This window comes from Aquitalea sp. ASV11, assembly GCF_016429185.1.
GTDB lineage: Bacteria > Pseudomonadota > Gammaproteobacteria > Burkholderiales > Chromobacteriaceae > Aquitalea > Aquitalea pelogenes.
Window position 1 is genome coordinate 1 of sequence record NZ_JAELUD010000066.1, and the last position, 21,246, is coordinate 21,246.

Below are 21,246 nucleotides of genomic sequence, written 5' to 3' on the forward strand. Positions count from 1 at the left end.
GGCGCAATGCCCGGCTGGAAAAAGTCGGCAAGCGATTCCAATGACATTCCGGCATGAGAAAGCAAAAGCGGATTGTCCAAGGCCGGGCGGGGGTAAGTCAACGCATCTTGCATGAACAGGGGTGCGTACCAGGGCAGGGCACGCCCCCCATGCTCAGGCAGCTGACGGTTGTATTTGCGGTGTGCGTCGGCTTTGCGCGATATAGGCCAGGGCGGCCAGGCTGATCAGGGTGGTGAACATCAGGTAAAAGCTGGGTGCCTGATTGCTGCCGGTGGCGCTGATCAGCCACACGATGATGGCCGGGGCAAAGCCGCCAAACACCGTCACGCCCACGTTATAGCCAATGGCCATGCCGGTGGCGCGGGTGGCGGGCGGGAAGATTTCCGACATCAGCGCGGGCAAGGCGCCAAAGTAAATGGACTTGAGCAAGGCCAGCCAGCCCACCAGCACATACAGCGCCCAGGCACTGCCGCTCACTGACACATACAAAAACACCGGGTAAATGGTGAGGGCAAACAGCACACCGGCCATGGCCATTTGCTTGAGCCGCCCGATGCGGTCAGACAACCAGCCGGAAAACGGCGTCACCACGGTAAGGATTACCCCGGCCAGAATGCTGGCGGCAAAACCGGTGGCGGCATCCATCTTCAGCTGGCGGATGGCAAAGGTGGGCACGTATTGCAGCATGTAATTGACTGCAGTGGACACGGTAATCACGCCAATGGCCGCCAGCACCATGCTTTTCTGGCTGAGCAGGACATCACGCACCGGCGTGGCGGTATGCTCGGCTTCCTTGAAGCTATGTGCATCGTCCAGATAGCGCCGCATCAGCAAACCGGCCGGGCCAATCAGCAAGCCGAAGAAGAAGGGAATGCGCCAGCCCCAGGCCAGCAGTTCCTCATGCGTCAGCAGCTTGACCAGGCCATAACCAAACAGCGAAGCCAGCAAGGTGGACAAGCCCTGGGTGGCAAACTGCCAGCTGGCCAGAAACCCGCGGCGGTGCGGGGCATGCTCGATCAGCATGGCGGTGGACGCGCCGAACTCGCCACCGGCGGAAAAGCCCTGAATCAAGCGCGCCAGAAAAATGCCGATGGGCGCTGCCACGCCAATCTGCGCATAAGTAGGCAGCAGGGCGATGATGGCGGTGCCCACCATCATCAGGCTGACCGTCAGCAGCAGCGCGGCCTTGCGGCCATGGCGGTCGGCATAGCTGCCCAGTACCACACCGCCCAGCGGCCGGATCAGGTAGGAGGCACCAAACGAGCCAAAGGTCAGCAACATGGAGGCGGTTTCATTCCCCGCCGGGAAAAAATGATATGCAACATACACGGCGAAAAAAGCCATAGATGGAGATATCAAACCATTCCAGCGCATTGCCGATGGAAGTGGCCAGCACAATGCGGGTCAGGCTGAGTGGTTTAGCGGTTGACATGCCGTTCTCCTGTATATGCCCTGGCCTGGGCGACCAACTGGCTGCCCTGCTCGCCCAGATCCCACCAGATGCCGGCCATCAGCCCCAGCGCCTGGCGCGCCACCGGTGCCAGCAGGTGCTCGTTGGGTGCATGTTGCGCACAACCGGGGTAGGAGTGCGGCAGCCACAAGGTTGGCAGTCCCAGAATGTCGGCAAAGGCATCATTCGGCACCGTGCAGCCCAGATTGGGCAGCAAGGCGGCAGGCTGGCCGGTACTGTGACGCATGGACGCCAGCGCCCACTCAACCCAGGGATGGTCCAGCGGCAGCCGGGTAGCCGCAGAACTGGACAGAATGCGCACCTGAACATGTTCCAGCCCATGCTGTTGCAAGTGCGACGCAATATGCTGCCGGGTATTGCGCCAGTCCGTCCCCACTACAAAGCGCAGTTGGCACACCGCCTTGGCGCTGGGTGGAATCGCGTTCACCGGTTTGCGGGCATTGCCAGACTCCAGCGCCAGCACTTCCAGCGCATTCCAGCTTATCACCCGCTCCAGTGGCGTCAGGCCCGGCTCGCCCCAGTCTGTATCCACCGCCGGGCTGTTTGCTTCGCCTGCCAGCATCAGGCCGGACAGTGCACGGCGCACCCGCTCGTCCAGCGGTGGCGGCCGCAGGCCGGGCACCTGAATCACCCCGTGCACATCCACCAGACAGGACAGCGCATGTGCCAGCACCACCGCCGGGTTACGTAGCGCGCCGCCCCAATTACCGGAGTGATGGCCGCCTTCACGCAGCAGCACATTCAATTCAAACAACACATTGCCGCGTGAACCCAGAAACAAGGTCGGCCGCTCGGCACTCACCCGTGGCCCGTCCGAAGCAATAAAGAGATCGGCGCGCAAGGCAGCCTGTTCTTGCAGGCAGATTTCACGCAAACCGGGCGAGCCGATTTCCTTGCCGCTTTCAAACAGCCATTTGGAGTTGAAACCCAGCCGGTCCCCCCTGCTTTGTCTGACTGCGTCCAACGCAGCCAGATTGATGGAGTGCTGGCCCTTGTTATCCGCCGTGCCCCGGCCATACCAGCGCCCCTGTTCCACCGTCACCTGCCAGGGGTTCAGGCCGCTGCGCCAATGCACATCATCGCCGCGCACTACATCAGCATGGCCATAACTCAGTACGGTGGGCAAGTCGTCGGCTTCATGCCGCTCTGCCAACAGGAATGGCGCCAGCGGTGCCACCGGGTTGTCCAGTATCCGACAGTGAAAACCCATGCCCTGCAAGCTGGGTATCAGCTCCTGCTGGAAATAGGCCAGATGGGTGGCCGCCTGTGCCGGTTCCTGGCTTTCAGTATGAAAGCCCACCCGGCGTTGCAGATCGCCCAATAAACCACCGTGATCGAAATAGGTCTGGGACTTGGCAATTGCTTCCTTGCGCTGGACATGTATTTGCGTCATCGATTTCTTACCTCGCACCTTGTTTAACGCTGAATAGCTGGTGCAGTCTAAGAATGCCAAATCATTGATGACAATTGACATTATTGCCATTTTGGCAAGCACATTTGCCTAAATGGCAATGGAGGAGAAGAAATGCTTCACGGCATTGCACTTAAATATTTTGTTGAAGTGGCACGATGCGGTTCCTTGGGGGCTGCAGCAGAAAACCTGCAAGTTGCGGTCTCTGCTATCAGCCGACAAATTACCAAGCTGGAACAGGAAACCGGCACGCTACTGTTCGAGCGCCAACCGCGTGGCATGGTACTGACCGAAGCCGGGCAGCTACTGGCAGATCACGCACGCCGCTCGCTGCTGGATGCCCAGTTGGTACTCGGCGAAATCTCTTCGCGCCATGCCAGTGGGGACGGCATGGTACGGCTAGCGAGTACCGATGGTTTTGCCCATGCTTTTCTGCCTGATGTGATGATGGCCTATCACCTGCAGTATCCGCATACCCGCTTTGTTTTGCTGGTTGGTAGCCCAGAGCAAGTACGCCAATGGATAAGTACCGGCGAAGCTGACATCGGGCTGAGCTTTGCCGTGGGAAACACCCATGGCATCGAGCTGACGGTGCAACACAAGGCACCGGTATGCGCCCTGTTGCGCCCCGGCCACCCGCTGGCCGGACAAGAGGAATTACGCCTGGAAGACCTGACCCGCTATCCGCTGGCCATCCTGGAGCGCGGCAACACCGTACGGCAATTGCTGGAATGGAGCTTTAGCGCACAGGGCAAGGTATTCAGCCCGCTGCTGAGCTGCGGGCACTCCAGCACCCTGCACCGCTTTGCCGCCCGCACCGACACCATTGCGCTGGGCAGCCGCCTGGCCATTCACGGCCTGCCGGAATGCAGCAAGCTACTCGCCAAAATGATAGACGAACCACTGTTGCAGCAAAGACAGCTGCAACTGATGATCATGCAGGACCGCCGCCTGCCACCGGCGGTAAGCCAGTTCCTGCAGTTGCTGGCGCAACAATTGCGCGAAGTACTGGCGGACTGAACCTCCTTGTTTGGACAAGAAAAAAACGGCCCATCTCATCAATGGGCCGCTTTTGCTTTCTATGAAACCGACAACTTATTTCAGGCTGCCGGACAGGAAGGCTTTCAGGCGTTCGCTCTTGGTATTGCCGAACACTTCGTCCGGATGGCCTTCTTCTTCCACCCGGCCCTGATGCAGGAACATCACGTGGTTGGACACATTACGGGCAAAGCCCATTTCGTGGGTCACCACCACCATGGTGCGGCCTTCTTCGGCCAGGGTCTGCATCACCTTGAGCACTTCACCCACCAGTTCCGGGTCCAGTGCCGAGGTGGGTTCGTCAAACAGCATCACTTCCGGTTCCATCGCCAGCGCACGGGCAATGGCCACACGCTGCTGCTGGCCGCCGGACATGTGCGCCGGATACTTGGCCTGGGCCTGGGCATCCAGCCCTACCTTGCGCAGGTATTTTTCGGCGCGGGCAATGGCTTCGTCACGCGACAGGCCCAGCACATGAATGGGGGCTTCGATGACGTTTTCCAGCACCGTCATGTGGCTCCACAGGTTGAAATGCTGGAACACCATGGCCAGCTTGGCACGCATGGCTTGCAGCTGTTTGTGGTTAGCCGGGACCAGTTCGCCCTGCTTGTTCTTTTGCAGGGTGATTTCCTCGCCACCCAGGCTGATGCTGCCGGCGTTGGGTTTTTCCAGGAAGTTGATGCAGCGCAGGAAGGTACTTTTCCCGGAGCCGGAAGAACCGATGATGCTGATTACATCGCCTGCCTTGGCCTTGAGCGAGATGCCCTTGAGCACTTCGTGGCTGCCATAGCTCTTGTGCAGGTCTTTAACGACTAGCTTTTCCATCTTTTATCCTTGCGGGTAACTCAGGCCTTCATCGGGCGCAAATGCGCCAGCCACTTGCTTTCCGCCTTGCGGAACAGGGCCACCAGAACAAAGGTGATACACAGGTAAATCAATGCGGCCAGACCAAAGGCATCGAATGAATCATAGGTGGCGGCATTGGCATCGCGCGCCACTTTCAGGATGTCCGGCACGGTGGCGGTAAAGGCAACGGTGGTGGCATGCAGCATCAGGATCACCTCGTTGCTGTAGGCCGGCAGCGCACGGCGCAAGGCCGACGGAATGATGACCCGGCGATACAGGGTGAACTTGCTCATGCCGTAGGCACGGCCCGCTTCGATTTCACCATACGGCGTGGCCTTGATGGCACCGGCGAAGATTTCGGTGGTATAGGCACAGGTATTCAGGCCGAAAGCCAGAATGGTGCAGTTATACCCTTCGCGGAAGAAGTGGTTGAGAAAGCCCACTTCGCGTACCACGTCCAGGCTGTACATGCCGGTGTAAAAGAACAGCAGCTGGATGTACAGCGGCGTGCCACGGAACACGTAGGAAAACAGCCATACCGGGCTGGACAGCCATTTGGACTTGGAGACCCGGGCAATGGCCAGCGGAATGGAGGCGCAAAAACCGAAGGCAATGGAAACCACCAGCAGCCACATGGTGACGGCCAGGCCGGACAGGTGATAGCCGTCCGACCACAGGAAGGCTTTCCAGTATTGTTGGATGATGTCGATCACAGGTCTGCCTCCCGCACGCCGGTGGAGTAGCGGCGTTCCAGCCACATCAGCACCACGCTGGAAACCGTTGTCAGAATCAGGTAAATGGCACCGGCCACCAGGGTGAAGAAGAACACGCGGTAGGAGCTCTTGCCGGCATCAATCGATGCTTTCACCACATCGGACAAGCCGATGATGGACACCAGCGCGGTGGCCTTGAGCATGACTTGCCAGTTATTGGAAATACCCGGCAGGGCAAAGCGCATGACCTGGGGGAACTGGATGCGGGAGAAGGTTTGCCAGCTGCTCATGCCATAGGCAATGCCGGCTTCGATCTGGCCTTTGGGCACAGACAGGAAGGCCCCGCGGAAGGTCTCGGTAAAGTAGGCCCCGTAAATGAAGCCCAGGGTAAACACACCGGACACAAAGGGGTTGAGGTTGATCTGCTCCATGCCTTGCCATTCGGTCAGGTGATTCATACCGATTTGCAGGCTGTAGAAGATCAGCAGCATCAGTACCAGGTCCGGTACGCCGCGAATCAATGTGGTGTAAAGCGTGGCAATGCCCTTGAGCACGGGATTGCTCGACAGCTTGGCGCCAGCGCCACCCAGACCGATGATGAAGGACACCAGAAGCGACATGACTGCCAGCTCCAGCGTGACCCATGCACCGTCCAGGATGATTGGCCCGAATCCATCCAGAAACATGGCCGTTTCCCCTGTATGTTGTGCTCTCCACACCCTGTCCCGCGCGCGCAGACATCCACCGCCAGACCTGCAAGGCAGGCAGCAGCATGGATTTGTCACCGGGACACAGTGTGTTGCGAAGTTGGCAGCGGACGTAACCGTGGGTGTTACGCATCTCCTCCGCAGCCGTGATGAAAACGCGCCCCGCTGAATATCACCGGGGCGCGGTGCTTCCGTCAGTGTTACGACTTATTTGCCGTATACATCAAACGTGAAGTATTTCTTTTCGATTTTCTTGTAGGTGCCGTCTTTCAGCATGCCGGCAATCGCCTTGTCGATGGCAGCTTTCAGATCGGTATCTTCCTTGCGCAGGCCGATGCCGGCACCGGTACCCAGGGTTTTCGGGTCGTTCAGGTTGCCGCCGGCGAAGGCAAAGCCCTTGCCTTCCGGTTTTTTCAGGAAGCCTTCGTCAGCCTGGATGGCGTCTTGCAGGGAAGCGTCCAGACGACCGGATGCCAGGTCAGCCAGCACCAGGCTCTGGTTCTGGTACGGAACCACTTCTACACCGCCCGGTGCCCAGTGGGCCTTGGCGTAGGCTTCCTGGATGGTGCCTTGCTCAACACCAACGCGCTTGCCCTTCAGGGACGCAGCAGTCGGCTGCAGGCCGGAACCAGCCTTGGCCACCATGCGGGTCGGGGTATTGAACAGTTTGGCGGAGAAGTTGATTTCTTTCAGACGTGCTTCGTTGATGGACATGGAGGACAGCACGCCATCAAATTTCTTGGCCTTCAGGGCCGGGATCATGCCGTCGAAGTCGTTTTCCACCCATACACACTTGGCTTTCATGCGTGCACAGATTTCATTGCCCAGGTCGATGTCAAAACCCACCAGCTGGCCATTCGGGGCCTTGGACTCAAACGGAGCATAGCTGGCGTCAACGCCAAAACGGACTTCTTTCCAGTCTTTGGCAAATGCGCCAAAAGAAGTGGCCATCAGTGCCAGAGAAACGGCGGTAATCACTTTTCTCATCAAACTTCTCCTTACTGCTTGGTTTTATTGTTCACACCATGCCGGGCAGCCCCTGCCACCGCAACATACCGATACGCTGTAATCGGCTCGCCTGCCTTGTGGGCGGGTCAAACCGACTGGCAGCAATGGTTATATGAATAGCGCAAATTGTCCAGAAGCACGACTCCGGATACAGGATAAATAACGCATCCGCCCTGACCGGAGAGGACAGCAGATCAAGGCTGGGCCGATTTCTGGAAAATCAAGTCGCATTCGATTGTATTCTTGAGTACAAAATACAACAAACCCACGTAAAACTACGTAGCGTATTTTGCAGTGCGACATCAAATTTTCAAAGTGCAACCGTGCAATAGACGAAAAAAAGCCGGTTTCTTCTGAAAACCGGCTTTGGGGACAGTGTCTGGCTTAGTTTTCTTCGCCAGCCGCCTTGGCAGCAGCGGCAGCTGCCTTGGCGGCTTCAGCCGCTTCCAGCTGGGCGCGGGCCGCGGCCTTGCGGGCCAGGCGCGCTTCTTCGGCCTGACGCTCCGCCTCTTCAGCAGCGGCACGGGCGCGGGCACGCATGATGCGCAGATAGTTATCAATTGCGCGTACCAGCTCGCGGGTGCCTTCGTGGGTAAGCGCAGAAATGGCAAACACGCGCGGGGTGTCGACATCAAACGCCAGGCTGTCGTCCGGCTGGGTCTTGGGCCAGCCATAGGCTTCCAGGAAGGCGCTTACCGTCAGGTCGCGCTCTTCTTCCGGCAGCATGTCCAGCTTGTTCAGCACCAGCCAGCGCGGCTTGCCGTGCAGTTCGGCATCGTATTTTTCCAGCTCGGCCACGATGGCGCGTGCTTCGCGTACCGGGTCGACATCCGGGTCGAACGGGGCGATATCCACGATGTGCAACAGCAGGCCGGTACGTTGCAAATGCTTGAGGAAGCGATGGCCAAGACCAGCACCTTCGGCAGCACCTTCAATCAAGCCCGGAATATCGGCAATCACGAAGCTGCTGGTATCGTCCATGCGCACCACACCCAGGTTGGGGTGCAGGGTGGTAAACGGATAGTCTGCCACCTTGGGGCGCGCGGCCGATACCGAGCGGATGAAGGTGGACTTGCCGGCATTGGGCATGCCCAACAGACCCACGTCCGCCAGTACTTTCAGTTCCAGCTTCAGCGTACGCTGTTCGCCCTCTTCACCCGGCGTGCTCTGACGCGGCGCGCGGTTGGTGGACGACTTGAAGTGGATATTGCCCAGGCCACCCTTGCCGCCACGGGCAATCATCACCCGCTGGCCGTGATGGGTGAGGTCGGCCACCAGCTCGCCGGTGTCATGGTCGGTAATCACCGTGCCCACCGGCATGTGCAGTTCGATATCGTCACCGCCCTTGCCGTAGCAATCGGCACCACGGCCACGCTCGCCATGCTGCGCCAGGTATTTCTTGACGAAACGGTACTCCACCAGGGTGTTGACGTTTTCGTCTGCCACGGCAAACACGCTACCACCCTTGCCACCATCGCCACCGTCCGGGCCGCCAAACGGCACGTACTTTTCGCGACGGAAACTGGCGGCACCATTGCCGCCCTTACCCGCAAACACTTCGATACGGGCTTCGTCGATAAACTTCATACATCCTCCTTGAGGAGTCAGGCGTCAAGGTTGCATCCGGCAACCAGCCCTCACGCCTTGCCCCTCGTCTGGCCCGCCACATGGCAAGCCGGATAAAAAAAAGCCCTATCTCACAGGATAGGGCTTTCTTGTCTGCAGAAAGCGATTATTCGCCGTCTACACCGGTGTACGGTACCACGGTAACGATCTTGCGTTGCAGAGCACCCTTAACGGTGAACTGAACATAGCCGTCAACCTTGGCAAACAGGGTGTGATCCTTGCCCTGACCAACATTTTCACCAGCGTGGAAACGGGTACCACGCTGACGAACAATAATGGAACCTGCCGGAATCAGTTCGCCACCGTAAGCCTTAACGCCCAGGCGTTTGGCTTCGGAGTCACGACCGTTGCGGGAGCTACCGCCTGCTTTTTTGTGTGCCATGACTGTTTATCCTTACTTCGAAATCGCGTCGATGCGGATTTCGGTGAAGTTCTGACGATGACCCTGATGCTTCTGGTAGTGCTTGCGACGACGCATCTTGAAGATACGTACCTTGTCGCCACGACCGTGGGAAACAACAGTAGCCGTAACGGTGGCACCTGCAACCAGCGGGGCGCCTACAACAACCTGTTCACCGTCAGCGACCATCAGCACTTCTTCGAGTACGATTTGGCTGTCGACGTCTGCAGGTATCTGTTCTACTTTGAGTTTTTCACCGATGGCAACCTTGTACTGCTTGCCGCCGGTTTTTATGACCGCATACATTCGCATAGCTCCTAAAGAGGGAATCTTCCCCGCATCACGCGAAGAAGAACGCGAAACTATACGCAGTGTGCAAAAAGTTGTCAATAATTTCATCAGTTTAGCCCCGCAACAAAGGTGGGCATGGCTGGCTGCATGGCTTTTCTGGTAACATTCCGCGCTTCTGGCTCCGCTAACACCAACATCTGGCTAAAACCGTGTCCACCCCGCTATTCCGCACCCTGATCGCTGAAGACATGCAGACCGTAGACCGCGTCATCCGCGCACGTCTGCACTCCGATGTAGTTCTCATCCGCCAGGTGGCGGAATACATCATCACCGCCGGCGGCAAACGCCTGCGCCCGGTACTGACCCTGCTGTCCGGCAAGGCACTGGGTTATGAAGGCGACCATCTGTACGAACTGGCGGCAATGATCGAATTCATTCACACCGCCACCTTGCTGCACGATGACGTGGTGGACGAGTCCGACATGCGCCGTGGCCGCGAAACCGCCAATGCCCTGTTCGGCAATGCCGCCAGCGTGCTGGTGGGTGACTTCCTGTACACCCGCGCCTTCCAGATGATGGTGACCACCAACAACATGCAGATCCTGCAGGTGATGGCCGAAGCCACCAACATCATCGCCGAAGGCGAAGTGCTGCAACTGTTGAATATCGGTAATACCGAACTGTCCGAACAGGACTACCTGCAAGTCATCCAGTACAAGACCGCCAAGCTGTTTGAAGCCGCCGCCCGCGTGGGCGCGCTGATTGCAAACGGCAGCGACGCCCAGGTCAAGGCACTGGCCGACTACGGCATGTATCTGGGCACCGCCTTCCAGATCATCGACGACGTGCTGGACTACAGCGGCGACGCCGACACCATCGGCAAGAGCCTGGGCGACGACCTGGCCGAAGGCAAGGCCACCCTGCCCTTGATCTACACCATGCGCCAAGGCCCCGCCGCCGCTGCCGACGTGGTGCGCCAGGCACTGGAAAACGCCAGCCGCGACCGTTTCCACGATGTACTGGCTGCGGTACAATCCTGCGGCGCGCTGGACTACGCCAAAAACGAAGCCATCAAAGCCGCCGAACAAGCCGTGGCCGCCATTGCCGACCTGCCGGACACCCCGGTGAAACAGGCGCTGGTAGAACTGGCCCGCCTGTCGGTAGAGCGCAACGCCTGAGCCGGATTTAAGTCTCCGTAGTTAAATGGATATAACGGCCCCCTCCTAAGGGGCAGTTACAGGTTCGATTCCTGTCGGGGGCACCACTTGCACTGCACTGTGCATTCATAAAAATCCACAAAGCCGCATCCTATAAAGGAATGCGGCTTTTTTTATGTGTTGCGCTACAGCAGTCAGCTGTCATTGCCAGCATTCAGTCTTCCCGCCCCAAATTGCTTTCCCTCTCCCTCTCCGCCGCCCGTACCGCATCGCGGTCGGGATATTCACCAATGCGCACCAGCCGGGCGATGATGGCAGCGCGGCTGCGGCCCATGCTTTGCGCGATGCTGGCGCAGTTTGGCGCGGCGGGGTCGTGCCAGCTGGCGCGCAGGCGGGCGTCGTCGCTGGCGCTCCAGGCTTTGCCTGCGTTGGGAATGTCGATAGGGCCGCTGCCTTGTGCCGTATGCGCGTGCGGGCTGGGTGGTGTAGCAGGTGTCGTGGCCGGAATAGCGGGCTTGGGCTGAGTGGCCCACCAGGCAGGCTGACCGGCTTGTTCCAGCCGCTGGTCGTCCGCCTGCATGGCGCTGGCCTGGTCGGGGAAATAACCTTGTTTCACCAGCCGGGCGAGGATGGCGGTGCGGCTGCGGCCCAGCTTGTCTGCCAGCTCGGCACTGGTGACGGTGGCGGAGGTTTCCCACAGCGCGCTCAGGCGGTTGTCTTCGGCAATGCTCCAGCGCTCACCCGCCCGGTTTTGGCCGGAGCGAGCAGGTAGCGAGGGCTGGGCAGGCTCAGCGGCGTGCTGTTTGCTCACCCGCTTGAGCTGCTGGTAGTAATGGGCACGCGCCTGGTCCAGCGCCGGGTCTTTCGGGGTGTGCAGGGCCTGGCCACGGTGTAGCGGGTCCTGGCCCAGTATCAGTTGTTCGACGATTTCCAGTTCCCGGAGCATGGTATGGCCCTCTCTTGTTTCCGGCGTAGTCAGGCTTGCCAAAGCTGGCAACGCTGCGCGTGATTCTGCAAGTATGGCGGGCTTGTTGGCTTGTGGTCCATCGTTGTCATCATTGATTCTTGGCTCTGGTCACGGGTGAAAGCAGCCAGTCGTCCAGGGGAAACACAGAAAAAAGCCGCCATCACTGGCGGCTTTGTCTTGATCAGGGCGGATGACTTCAGGGTTTGGCCAGCGGCTGCAAGGCCCAGTCGAATACCGGTTTGAAATCGGCAGCCATGGAACGGGCCATGCTGGCGGTGATGTGGTTTTTGTCCTGATAGCGGATGTGGCCGTTCTGGCTGGCGTAGCAGGTGGTGGCATCACAGAAATGGTCGAAACCATCCCAGATGCGCACATTAGGCGCCTGACTGGCCACCTTGCGCAGCATGGCCACCACGTCGGCGCGTTCTGCCTCGGCTTGCTGGCGGCTGACATTACAGGCGGCGGCTCCCAGCCGTATCACGCACTCTGGCGGCGAGCGCTGCATTTCCGGCTCCGGCAACACCAGCACCAGCTTCAGTCCCAGTTGCTGCAGGTAAGCGGCATTGCGCTGTAGCGCCTGTTGCAGCACGGCCAGTGAGGTGGCGCGGTCCAGCGGTGCCACGCCCACCTGTTTGTCCCACACGCTGTCCGGCATGCCGTGCTGCCCGGCTGGCAACACGGCAATGCTGTTTTCACCCGGTTTGTTGAGTGCGGCATAGCCGCTCCAGCGTACATTCATCAGCACACCACTGACGCCCTGTTGCTTGAGCTGCGGCAGTTCGTCCCGCACGGCGCGGGAGAAGTTGGTGCACCAGGTGCGCAGCTTGCCCTCGCCCACCGGGGTGACATCCGGCAGCGGCGGGCAGCCGTGGTACACCCGGCGCAGGATGGCAATATGCTGTTGCTGCGCCAGGGTTTCATACAGCGGCATCAGGTGGTCGGTGTGGGAATCGCCCCAGGCCAGCAGCCTGACCGGGCCATTGCGCTGGCCTTCCACGCACTGCGCCACCAGTGACAAGGGCAGGCCATCCTTGGGCATGGCGCAATTGCCGTGCATGACCATGGCGTCGCCCTTGGCCTGCAACAGTGCCTGATGGCCAGACCACGGTGCGCGTGGCAACAGGAACATGGCCACATTGCCCAGCAGCCACATGCCCACGATCATGCCAAAGCCGCTCCACAGCGTGGCCTTGGTGGCGGTGAAGGCGCGCAGTTTTTTCTGGCGGATGGGTTGCTCGACATAGCGATAGCTCAGCCAGGCCAGCAGCAAGGCCAGTACGCCACCCAGCAGCAGGTCGCGCGGCAGGCTGCGCTCACCCAGGCCCCAGTAGCGGCCCAGCGCCAGCAGCGGCCAGTGCCACAGGTAAAAACCGTAGGAGAGGATGCCGATGTCGGTCCAGGGGCGGCGGGCGGCCAGACGGCTGACGGCATTGTCCGCATTCAGCTGGCCACCCAGCAGGAACAGCACACTGCCCAGTACCGGCAACAGCACGATGACACCAGGAAATACCATGGCTTCGTTCAGGCCCAGCACCGAAGCCAGCAACAGCAGCAGGCCGATACCACTAGCCACGCCAGCATGCGCTTTCCAGCCTGCAGGTAGCGGAGTGATGGCCAGCAGCGCACCGGCGGCGAATTCCCAGGCGCGGGTGGGCATCAGGTAAAAGGCGCGCGGGGTTTCGTGATAGGACAACCACAGGCAGTAAGCGAGCGAGGCGACAAAAATCAGCCACAGCAAGGGAGGCAGGCTGCGCGCCACCTTGTCCGGCTGACGGCCATTAAGGCGGTACAGCCCCCACATGATGAAGGGCCAGGCCAGGTAATACTGTTCTTCCACCGCCAGCGACCAGGTGTGCAGCATGACGGTGAGGTCGGACGCGGAATTGAAATAATCAAACGCATGCTGCAAGAAATGCAGGTTGGCCGACAGCAATGCCACGCCGCGTATTTCCCGGCCCAGCTTGTTCTGGTCGTCCGGCAACAGCACAAAGTAGGACAGCAGCAACACCACGCATACCATCAGCAACAGCGCCGGGCCCAGGCGGCGAAAACGCCGGGCATAAAAGGCCTTGAAGTCGATGCGGCCCTGGCTGATGAGTTCCTGCCGTAGCAAGCCGCTGATCAGGAAGCCGGAAATGACGAAAAAGATATCCACCCCGACAAAACCGCCGCCAAAACCGGGCACGCCGATGTGAAACAGCACCACGGCCAGCACGGCCAGTGCACGCAGGCCATCGATATCGGGACGGTAACTGCCAGCATTCACGCTGGAGGAAGGACGAAGAGACATGGAAGGTCTGGCACCCGGCAGACGGCATCGGGCTGATGCAGCGCAACAGGTGGCTATCTGTGGATAAAGAGCCGCCCATTGTATAGCGGGCGGCGCATGCGTCAAAGCACGGCGCAGCTTGGTGTTGCACTGCAAAGTCCTCATGGCGCTTGTGTGGTGGGTGAGGTATACCGAAATCAGTTGCCGGCACGGCATTTGCTACGGATTTACACAAGAACAGGTCGCCTGCTGGCGGATTTTGCCGGTTGACCCCTCCTACACTGGCAGGATGTCAGCCGGGCCGCCGCCCACTGGTCAGCCACAGCACGCCTGCTGCGGGCTGACGCAGGCAGCACATCGTCGGGGAGAACAATATGGTGACTTCCATCCTGCTGGACCTGATGGGAGGCGTGGCGCTATTGCTGTGGGGCCTGCACATGGTGCACAGCGGCATCGTGCGCGCTTTTGGTGCCAGCCTGCGCCGGGTGATGGCCACGGTATTGCGCACCCGCTTGCAGGCCTTTCTGGCCGGGCTGGGCATTACCGCCCTGCTGCAAAGCAGTACCGCTACCGCGCTGATGCTGTCATCGTTTTCTGCCTCCGGCATGGTGGAGCTGACTCCTGCGCTGGCAGTGATGTTGGGAGCCAATGTCGGCACCACGCTGATTGTGCAGCTGCTGTCGTTTGACTCCTCCGCCATCTCGCCCTTGTTGCTGGTGCTGGGTGTGGTGGCTTTCAAGCGCAGCCGGGATGCCAGAGGGCGCGACCTGGGCCGGGTAGCCATTGGCCTGGGGCTGATGCTGCTGTCGCTGCATCTGCTGCTCACCAGCCTGGCACCGGCGGAAAACGCGCCGATTGTGCGGGAAATCCTGTCGGCCATTACCGACGAGCCACTGCTCACCCTGCTGCTGGGCGCAGTGCTGACCTGGCTGGCGCATTCCAGTGTGGCCACGGTCTTGCTCACCATGTCGCTGGCCTATTCCGGCTTCATTCCGCCACTGGCCGCCTGTGCGCTGATTCTGGGTGCCAATCTGGGCAGTGCGCTCAACCCCTTCATCGAAGGCCTGTCCAGCAGCAATCCGGCGCACCGCCGACTGCCGGCGGGTAATCTGCTCACCCGGCTGCTGGGCTGTGCGCTGTTCCTGCCCTTGCTGGACCCGTTGCTGGGCTGGCTGGGCCAGCTGGAGGACAATCCGGCGCGGCTGGCGGCGGATTTCCACACTCTGTTCAATGTGGTGGTGGCACTGGTTTTCCTGCCGGGCATCCAGCCGCTGTCGCGCTGGCTGTGCCGCTGGCTGCCGGACAGCAAGGCCGCAGACGACCCGGCCCAGCCGCTGTATCTGGATGCCAGCGTACAGGGCACGCCCAGCGTGGCGCTGGCCTGTGCCGCCCGCGAGGCCCTGCACATGGGCGATATCGTGGAAACCATGCTGCGCGAATCCATGCAGGTGTTGCTGGGCAATGACCGCAAGCTGGCACTGGCGGTTTCGCAACGCGACAACGCGGTGGATAGCCTGTACGAGGCCATCAAGCTGTACGTGGTGCAGCTGACCCGCGACAGCCTGGACGAAGCCGAGGGGCGGCGGGCGATGGAGATCATGGCCTTGTCGATCAACCTGGAGCATATCGGCGACATCATCGACAAGAACCTGATGGAGCTGGCCAACAAGAAGATCAAGCATCAGCTGCAGTTCTCGCGCGAAGGGGCGCAGGAACTGGAGGCCTTTCACCGCCTGATCATCGACAATCTCAAGCTGTCCTTCTCCGTGTTCCTGACCGGTGACGTCAAGGCGGCACGCCAGTTGCTGGACGAAAAAACCCGGGTGCGCGAACTGGAAATGCAAGCCGCCGAAAGCCATATGGCAAGGCTGCGCGAAGGCAGGCTGGAAAGCATGGAAACCAGCTCGCTGCATCTGGATATCCTGCGTGACTTCAAGCGTATCCACTCCCATCTGTGCGCCACGGCCTATCCGGCGCTGGAAGCCAGCGGCCAGCTGCGCCCCAGCCGCCTGCGCAAACAGGCGGTGTCCGCCACACCAGCCAGCAGTGATGGCGCTGGCAGCGTACATCCGGCCCCGCCGCCATCTGCCGGGGCGTGCTGAGCAGATTTGTTAAGGTGTTTGCCAGTCCGGCCCCTACAGGCCGACAAGCTGGTATATCTGTCAGCCTGATTCACGCCAGGATGCCGCCATGCGCTTTGCCATTACCCTGACCGACCGTTTCAAGGTGCTGCTGGACCTTGCCTTGCTGGCCGGCTGGCAGCCGTTGAAAATCTTCACCTGCCCGCTGGATGGCAAGATTCACGACAACCGGCAGGTGCTGGAACAGGCGGCCCGGCTGGGCATTCCCGTGCAGCTGTCGCCAATGACCGAGGCAGATCTGGCCGCACTGGCCGCGCAAGGCTGCGAAGCCCTGCTGCTGGGCAGTTATGACTGGAAAGTACCAGACTGGCGGCCTTATCTGGCCCATGCGGTCAACTTCCACCCCTCGCCGCTGCCGGAAGCACGCGGGCCGTTTCCGCTGGTGCGGGCCATTCTGGAACAGCGCAGCCAATGGGGCGTGAGCTGCCATGTGGTGGAGCCGCGCTTTGACAGCGGCGCGCTGCTGGATCAGCAACTGTTCACCCTGAGCCCCGATGAAACCCTGGCCACGCTGGAATGGAAATGCCAGTTGGCACTGGAGCAGTTGGGCCGCCGCGTCATCGCGGACTTCTCCAGACTCTGGCAACAGGCCCGGCCGCAAGGGGCTGGCAGCTACTGGCCACGCTGGAGCGATGCCGAACGCACGCTGAACCTGTGCGGCCCGCTGGACGGCATCTTGCGGCAGTTGCGCGCCTTTGGCGATATCAACTGTCTGGCCGAGGCCAATGGCGTGGGCTTTGTGGTGCATCGCGCCCATGGCTGGCTGGAGCCGCACAGCCACACACCCGGCACCTTGCTGCGCAGCGTGGACCTGTCCATGCTGTTTGCCGTGCAGGATGGCTATCTGGTGGTCAGCGAATGGAGCGTGCAGTCGCCCGGTGCCATCAGCGGCAGAAGGCCGTTCTGAGCGCCCTTATTCGCTTGTTCATTTCATGAAAAACAGCCCGTTGAGGGCTGTTTTTCATCTGACTGGCAGGGCCACTACCACTGACCACCCAGCGCGGCAATCAAGGCCACGCTGGCGGTGTACTGGCGGTTTTTCAGGCTCCACAGGCTGTTTTCCGCGCTGATGCGGCTGTTTTGCGCAGTCAACACATTCAGATAACTCACCACCCCGGCGCGATACTGGTTGAGTGCAATGGTTTCCGCCCGCTGCGCGGCGGCCAGTGCCGCTTGCTGGTACTGCATTTCCTCGTCCAACAGCGCCTGGGCCGACAGATTGTCCTCTACGGCCTGGAAAGCACTCAGCACGGTCTGGCGGTAGCTGGCCACGCTGGCGTCGTAGCTGGCCACGGCAGCGGCGGTCTGTGCGCGGCGCAAGCCACCGTCAAACAGAGTAAGCGCCAGCTGCGGCCCCACACTCCAAATGCGGTTGGGCAGGCTGACCCAGTCGGCAAAGCTGCTGCTCTTGTAACCTCCGCTGGCAGTCAGGTTCAGCGTGGGAAAGAACGCTGCCTTGGCAATGCCGATTTCGGCATTGGCCTGTGCCACTGCCCGCTCTGCCGCCGCGATGTCCGGACGGCGCTCCAGCAAGGTGGACGGCAGGCCGGCTGGCAGTTGTGGCAGATGGGGCAGGGTTTTGCTGACCGGCAGCGTGAAGCTGGCCGGGGCCACACCCAGCGAGGCGGCAATGGCGTGCTCCAGCTGGGCACGGCTCAGTTGCTTGTCCACGCGGGCGGCCTGAGCGGTTTTCCAGCTGCTTTCCGCCTGCGCCACGGCATCGTCCGACACCATGCCCACGGCAAACTGGTTGCGGGTGAGCTGCAGGTTTTGCAGCAGATTGGCCTCGCTGTCCTGCAATTGCTTGAGCTGCACATCGGCCGCCACCAGTTGCAGGTAGGCAGTAGCCAGCTGGGCCTGGCTGCTCAGGCGAATGGACGCCAACTGGGCGGCGCTGGCCGCTTCCTTGGCATTGCCCGCCTCCACCGCACGGCGCACCGTGCCCCACAAGTCCACTTCCCAGCTGGCGCTGGCGGACAGATTGTACTGATTGCTGACACTGCCGCCCGCCGTGGTCACGCCACGGGTTTTGCTGGCGGTGCTGCTGATGGTGGGCCACAGGCTGGCTTCGGCCTGATCCAGCAAGGCACGGGCATTACGGTAATTGGCCTCGGCCTGGGCAATGGTGGGGCTTTGCCGGTTGAGGGTGTCCATCAGGCTATCGAGCTGCGGGTCCTGATACACCGCCCACCAGTTGCCACGCGGGGCGGCATCTTGCGGGGTGGCGGTTTTCCAGCGGCCGTCTTCCTTGTACGTTGCCGGAATATCCATCTTGGGACGGGTGTAGTCCGGGCCAATGGCGCAGCCTGCCAGCAGCAGGCTGATCAGGCCGGCCAGTGCCAGCCGGGACGGGGTGAATGCAGACATGCGTGTCATTCCTTGTGTGCGGTGGCAGCCCGGCTACGCCAGTTGTCGCGCCATTGCTGGCACCACAGGCGGAAACGGTCCAGATACAGGTAAACCACCGGCGTGGTGTACAGCGTCAGCAACTGGCTGAGCAGCAGGCCACCGACAATGGAGATGCCCAGCGGGGTGCGCATCTCGGCACCGTCGCCATGCCCCAGTGCCAGCGGCAATGCGCCAAACAGGGCGGCCAGCGTGGTCATCATGATGGGACGGAAGCGCAGCAGGCAGGCTTGCAGAATGGCATCGTGCGAACTGAGGCCCTGCTCGCGTTCGGCAATGAGGGCAAAGTCGATCATCATGATGGCGTTTTTCTTGACGATGCCGATCAATAACAGCACGCCGATCAGCGCGATGATGTTGAATTCGCCACCGGTGGCCAGCAGCGCCAGCAAGGCACCTACCCCGGCCGACGGCAACGTGGACAGGATGGTGAGCGGGTGCACCACGCTTTCATACAGCATGCCCAGCACGATATACACCGCCACCATGGCCGCCAGAATCAGCACCGGCTGACTGCCCAGCGAATCCTGGAAGGACTTGGCCGTACCCTGGAAGCTGCCGTGTATCGACGATGGCAGGCCGATGTCCGCTGTCGCCTTGTCGATGGCGGCGGTGGCGTCGGACAGCGAACTGCCCGGCGGCAGGTTGAAGGACACGGTGGTGGCGGCAAACTGGCTTTGGTGGTTCACCGCCAGCGCGGTATTGGTGGGCTGCCAGCGGGCAAAGGCGGATAGCGGAATCGGCTGGCCGGTGGTGGTTTGCAGATAGATGCTGCGCAGGCCTTCGGCGCTTTGCCAGAACTGGGGTGCCACTTCCAGCACCACGTGGTACTGGTTGAGCGGGTTGTAGATGGTGGACACCTGGCGCTGGCCGAAGGCGTCGTTCAGCACCGAATCCACTTGCGACTGGGTCAGGCCCAGGCGCGCCATGGCATCACGGTCGAAGGTGAGCGTGGTCTGCAGGCCCTTGATTTCCTGATCGCTGCTGACATCGGCCAGCATCGGCAGTTTTTGCAGCGCCTGCTGCACCCTGGGCGTCCAGCGGCGCAGCTCTTCCAGATCATCCCCTTGCAGGGTGTACTGGTACTGGGCATTGGCCGCACGTCCACCCACGCGGATGTCCTGCACCGATTGCAAAAACAACTGCGCCCCCGGTTCGCGCGCCAGCCGCTTGCGCAGGCGGGCAATCACCTGATCGGCCGTTTCCGTGCGCTCGCCCAGCGGCTTGAGGCTGACAAACATATTGGCGGTATTGCGCTGGCCGCCACCGGTAAAGCCAATCACCTTGTCCACCGCCGGGTCCTGTCCTACCGCGTCGATAAAGCGTTGCAGCTTTTGCTGCATGGCCTGGAAGGAAATGCTCTGGTCGGCCTTGATCATGCCGGTCAGCCGACCCGTGTCCTGCTGCGGGAAAAAGCCCTTGGGCACAATCACGTACAGATAAACATTCAGCGCGATGGTGGCTGCCAGCATCAGCATCATCAGCGGGCCGTGGCGCAGCGCCCAGCCAAGGCTGCGGCGATAGCCGGCCAGCATGGCGTCGAACATGCGCTCGCTCCAGACAAACAGGCGGCCCGGCTTGTGTTCGCCATGGCTTTTCAACCAGCGCGCACACAACATAGGCGTGGTGGTGAGCGACACCAGCAGCGACACCAGAATGGCCACCGACAGCGTGACGGCAAACTCGCGGAACAGGCGGCCGATGATGCCGCCCATCATCAGGATGGGAATGAACACCGCAATCAGCGAAATGCTCATAGACAGCACGGTAAAGCCCACTTCACGCGCGCCCTGCAAGGCCGCCTGGAAGGGCTTCATGCCGTTTTCGATATGGCGGGCAATGTTTTCCAGCACCACGATGGTGTCGTCCACCACAAAACCGGTAGCAATGGTCAGCGCCATCAGGCTGAGGTTGTTGAGCGAAAAGCCGCACAGATACATCACGGCAAAGGTGCCCACCAGCGACACCGGCACGGTGATGGCGGGAATGGCGGTGGCACGGCCATTACGCAAGAACAGGAAGACCACCAGGATGACCAGCGCGATGGAAATCAGCAGTGAGCGCTCCACCTCGGACAGCGAGGCGCGGATGGTGGAGGTGCGGTCCATTACCACCTGCATCTTGATGGCGGCGGGAATGGACGCCTGCAACTGCGGCAGCAAGGCCTTCACCCGCTCCACTGTTTCGATGATGTTGGCACCCGGCTGGCGGAACAGGATGATCATCACCGCCGGTTGCTTGCCCAGCAAACCGGCATTGCGCACGTCCAGTACCGAATCCTTCACCTCGGCCACGTCGGACAGGCGCACCGCCGCGCCGTTCTTGTAGCTCACCACCAGCGGCAGGTAGTCGCTGGCCTTGCCGGCCTGGTCATTGGCCTGTACCTGCCAGTGACGCTGGCCGTCCTCGACAAAGCCCTTGGGCCGGTTGGCATTGGTGCTGGTGATGGCGGCGCGCACCGTTTCCATGCCGATACCGTAATGGTTCAGCTGCAAGGGGTTCATTTCCACCCGTACCGCCGGCTGTGCGCCGCCACCGATATTCACATCGCCAATGCCCTCCACCTGCGCCAGCTTCTGGCCAAGGATGGAGTCGGCGGCATCGTACATCTGGCCGCGGGTGAGCGAGTCCGAGGTCAGGCCAATGATCATGATGGGCGCGTCGGCCGGGTTCACCTTGCGGTAGGTGGGGTTGGACGGCATGCCGGTGGGCAGCAACGAACGCGCAGCATTGATGGCGGCCTGTACATCGCGCGCGGCACCGTTGATGTCGCGGTTGAGGTCAAACTGCAAGGT

At 60.9% G+C, this 21,246-nt stretch carries 18 protein-coding genes and 1 tRNA gene; 5 read left to right on the forward strand and 14 right to left on the reverse strand.

The window, feature by feature from the left end:
• Window positions 1-153: 153 nt before the first annotated feature.
• Genes JHD62_RS17265 through JHD62_RS17275 form a run of 3 tightly spaced genes read right to left on the reverse strand, consistent with a single transcriptional unit; the run spans window position 154 to window position 2,864 of the window.
• Entirely contained in the window at window positions 154-1,281 is a 1,128-nt protein-coding gene (locus JHD62_RS17265) for an MFS transporter (RefSeq protein ID WP_199103940.1), read from the reverse strand.
• A 10-nt stretch (window positions 1,282-1,291) separates the two neighbouring features.
• The gene (locus JHD62_RS17270) at window positions 1,292-1,432 is read right to left on the reverse strand and encodes a hypothetical protein (RefSeq protein WP_199103941.1); all 141 of its coding nucleotides are present in this window, start codon (window positions 1,430-1,432) and stop codon (window positions 1,292-1,294) included.
• Window positions 1,419-2,864 carry a M20 family metallopeptidase gene (locus JHD62_RS17275; protein ID WP_199103942.1) on the reverse strand — a complete coding sequence of 482 codons (1,446 nt, stop codon included), beginning with the start codon at window positions 2,862-2,864 and terminating at the stop codon, window positions 1,419-1,421. The genes JHD62_RS17270 and JHD62_RS17275 overlap by 14 nt, the downstream gene beginning before the upstream one ends.
• Before the next feature lie 132 nt (window positions 2,865-2,996).
• On the opposite strand from JHD62_RS17275, the gene JHD62_RS17280 reads away from it, so the two are divergent.
• Entirely contained in the window at window positions 2,997-3,902 is a 906-nt protein-coding gene (locus JHD62_RS17280) for a LysR family transcriptional regulator (protein WP_255522970.1), read from the forward strand.
• A gap of 75 nt (window positions 3,903-3,977) precedes the next feature.
• On the opposite strand, the gene JHD62_RS17285 is transcribed toward JHD62_RS17280, so the two are convergent.
• The 7 genes from JHD62_RS17285 to rplU form a co-directional block, all read right to left on the reverse strand.
• Window positions 3,978-4,745, reverse strand: coding sequence for an ABC transporter ATP-binding protein (locus JHD62_RS17285; protein WP_199103944.1), 768 nt, complete (start codon window positions 4,743-4,745; stop codon window positions 3,978-3,980).
• Between the two features lie 20 nt (window positions 4,746-4,765).
• Window positions 4,766-5,479, reverse strand: a complete 714-nt coding sequence (locus tag JHD62_RS17290) for an ABC transporter permease (protein WP_045847791.1) — start codon at window positions 5,477-5,479, stop codon at window positions 4,766-4,768.
• The gene (locus JHD62_RS17295) at window positions 5,476-6,165 is read right to left on the reverse strand and encodes an ABC transporter permease (RefSeq protein ID WP_045847790.1); all 690 of its coding nucleotides are present in this window, start codon (window positions 6,163-6,165) and stop codon (window positions 5,476-5,478) included. The genes JHD62_RS17290 and JHD62_RS17295 overlap by 4 nt, the downstream gene beginning before the upstream one ends.
• Window positions 6,166-6,393: 228 nt before the next feature.
• Complete coding sequence (locus JHD62_RS17300; RefSeq protein ID WP_199103945.1) at window positions 6,394-7,173, reverse strand: ABC transporter substrate-binding protein; 780 nt, start codon at window positions 7,171-7,173, stop codon at window positions 6,394-6,396.
• 405 nt (window positions 7,174-7,578) lie between these two features.
• Window positions 7,579-8,781: a GTPase ObgE gene (obgE, locus tag JHD62_RS17305; RefSeq protein WP_045847788.1), complete on the reverse strand. Its 1,203-nt coding sequence runs from the start codon at window positions 8,779-8,781 to the stop codon at window positions 7,579-7,581.
• Window positions 8,782-8,926: 145 nt separating this feature from the next.
• Window positions 8,927-9,202 carry a 50S ribosomal protein L27 gene (gene rpmA, locus JHD62_RS17310; RefSeq protein WP_045847787.1) on the reverse strand — a complete coding sequence of 92 codons (276 nt, stop codon included), beginning with the start codon at window positions 9,200-9,202 and terminating at the stop codon, window positions 8,927-8,929.
• Between the two features lie 12 nt (window positions 9,203-9,214).
• The gene (gene rplU / locus JHD62_RS17315) at window positions 9,215-9,526 is read right to left on the reverse strand and encodes a 50S ribosomal protein L21 (RefSeq protein ID WP_045847786.1); all 312 of its coding nucleotides are present in this window, start codon (window positions 9,524-9,526) and stop codon (window positions 9,215-9,217) included.
• Window positions 9,527-9,720: 194 nt separating this feature from the next.
• On the opposite strand from rplU, the gene ispB reads away from it, so the two are divergent.
• Both ispB and JHD62_RS17325 read left to right on the forward strand, forming a co-directional pair.
• Window positions 9,721-10,689: an octaprenyl diphosphate synthase gene (ispB, locus tag JHD62_RS17320; protein ID WP_082086532.1), complete on the forward strand. Its 969-nt coding sequence runs from the start codon at window positions 9,721-9,723 to the stop codon at window positions 10,687-10,689.
• A gap of 11 nt (window positions 10,690-10,700) precedes the next feature.
• Window positions 10,701-10,775 (forward strand) — tRNA-Arg (locus JHD62_RS17325).
• Window positions 10,776-10,882: 107 nt separating this feature from the next.
• On the opposite strand, the gene JHD62_RS17330 is transcribed toward JHD62_RS17325, so the two are convergent.
• Window positions 10,883-11,614: a hypothetical protein gene (locus tag JHD62_RS17330; RefSeq protein WP_199103946.1), complete on the reverse strand. Its 732-nt coding sequence runs from the start codon at window positions 11,612-11,614 to the stop codon at window positions 10,883-10,885.
• A 217-nt stretch (window positions 11,615-11,831) separates the two neighbouring features.
• The gene (locus JHD62_RS17335) at window positions 11,832-13,925 is read right to left on the reverse strand and encodes an acyltransferase family protein (RefSeq protein ID WP_199103947.1); all 2,094 of its coding nucleotides are present in this window, start codon (window positions 13,923-13,925) and stop codon (window positions 11,832-11,834) included.
• 353 nt (window positions 13,926-14,278) lie between these two features.
• Here JHD62_RS17335 and JHD62_RS17340 point away from each other — a divergent pair, with 353 nt between their 5' ends.
• Window positions 14,279-16,006, forward strand: a complete 1,728-nt coding sequence (locus JHD62_RS17340) for a Na/Pi cotransporter family protein (RefSeq protein WP_233161055.1) — start codon at window positions 14,279-14,281, stop codon at window positions 16,004-16,006.
• Window positions 16,007-16,094: 88 nt separating this feature from the next.
• On the forward strand, window positions 16,095-16,952 hold the full coding sequence (locus JHD62_RS17345; RefSeq protein ID WP_199103948.1) for a formyltransferase family protein: 858 nt from the start codon (window positions 16,095-16,097) through the stop codon (window positions 16,950-16,952).
• 74 nt (window positions 16,953-17,026) lie between these two features.
• Here JHD62_RS17345 and JHD62_RS17350 read toward each other — a convergent pair whose 3' ends face one another.
• On the reverse strand, window positions 17,027-18,412 hold the full coding sequence (locus JHD62_RS17350; protein WP_199103949.1) for an efflux transporter outer membrane subunit: 1,386 nt from the start codon (window positions 18,410-18,412) through the stop codon (window positions 17,027-17,029).
• A gap of 5 nt (window positions 18,413-18,417) precedes the next feature.
• Window positions 18,418-21,246, reverse strand: a 2,829-nt coding sequence (locus JHD62_RS17355) for an efflux RND transporter permease subunit (protein WP_199103950.1), incomplete at its 5' end; no start/stop codon positions are given.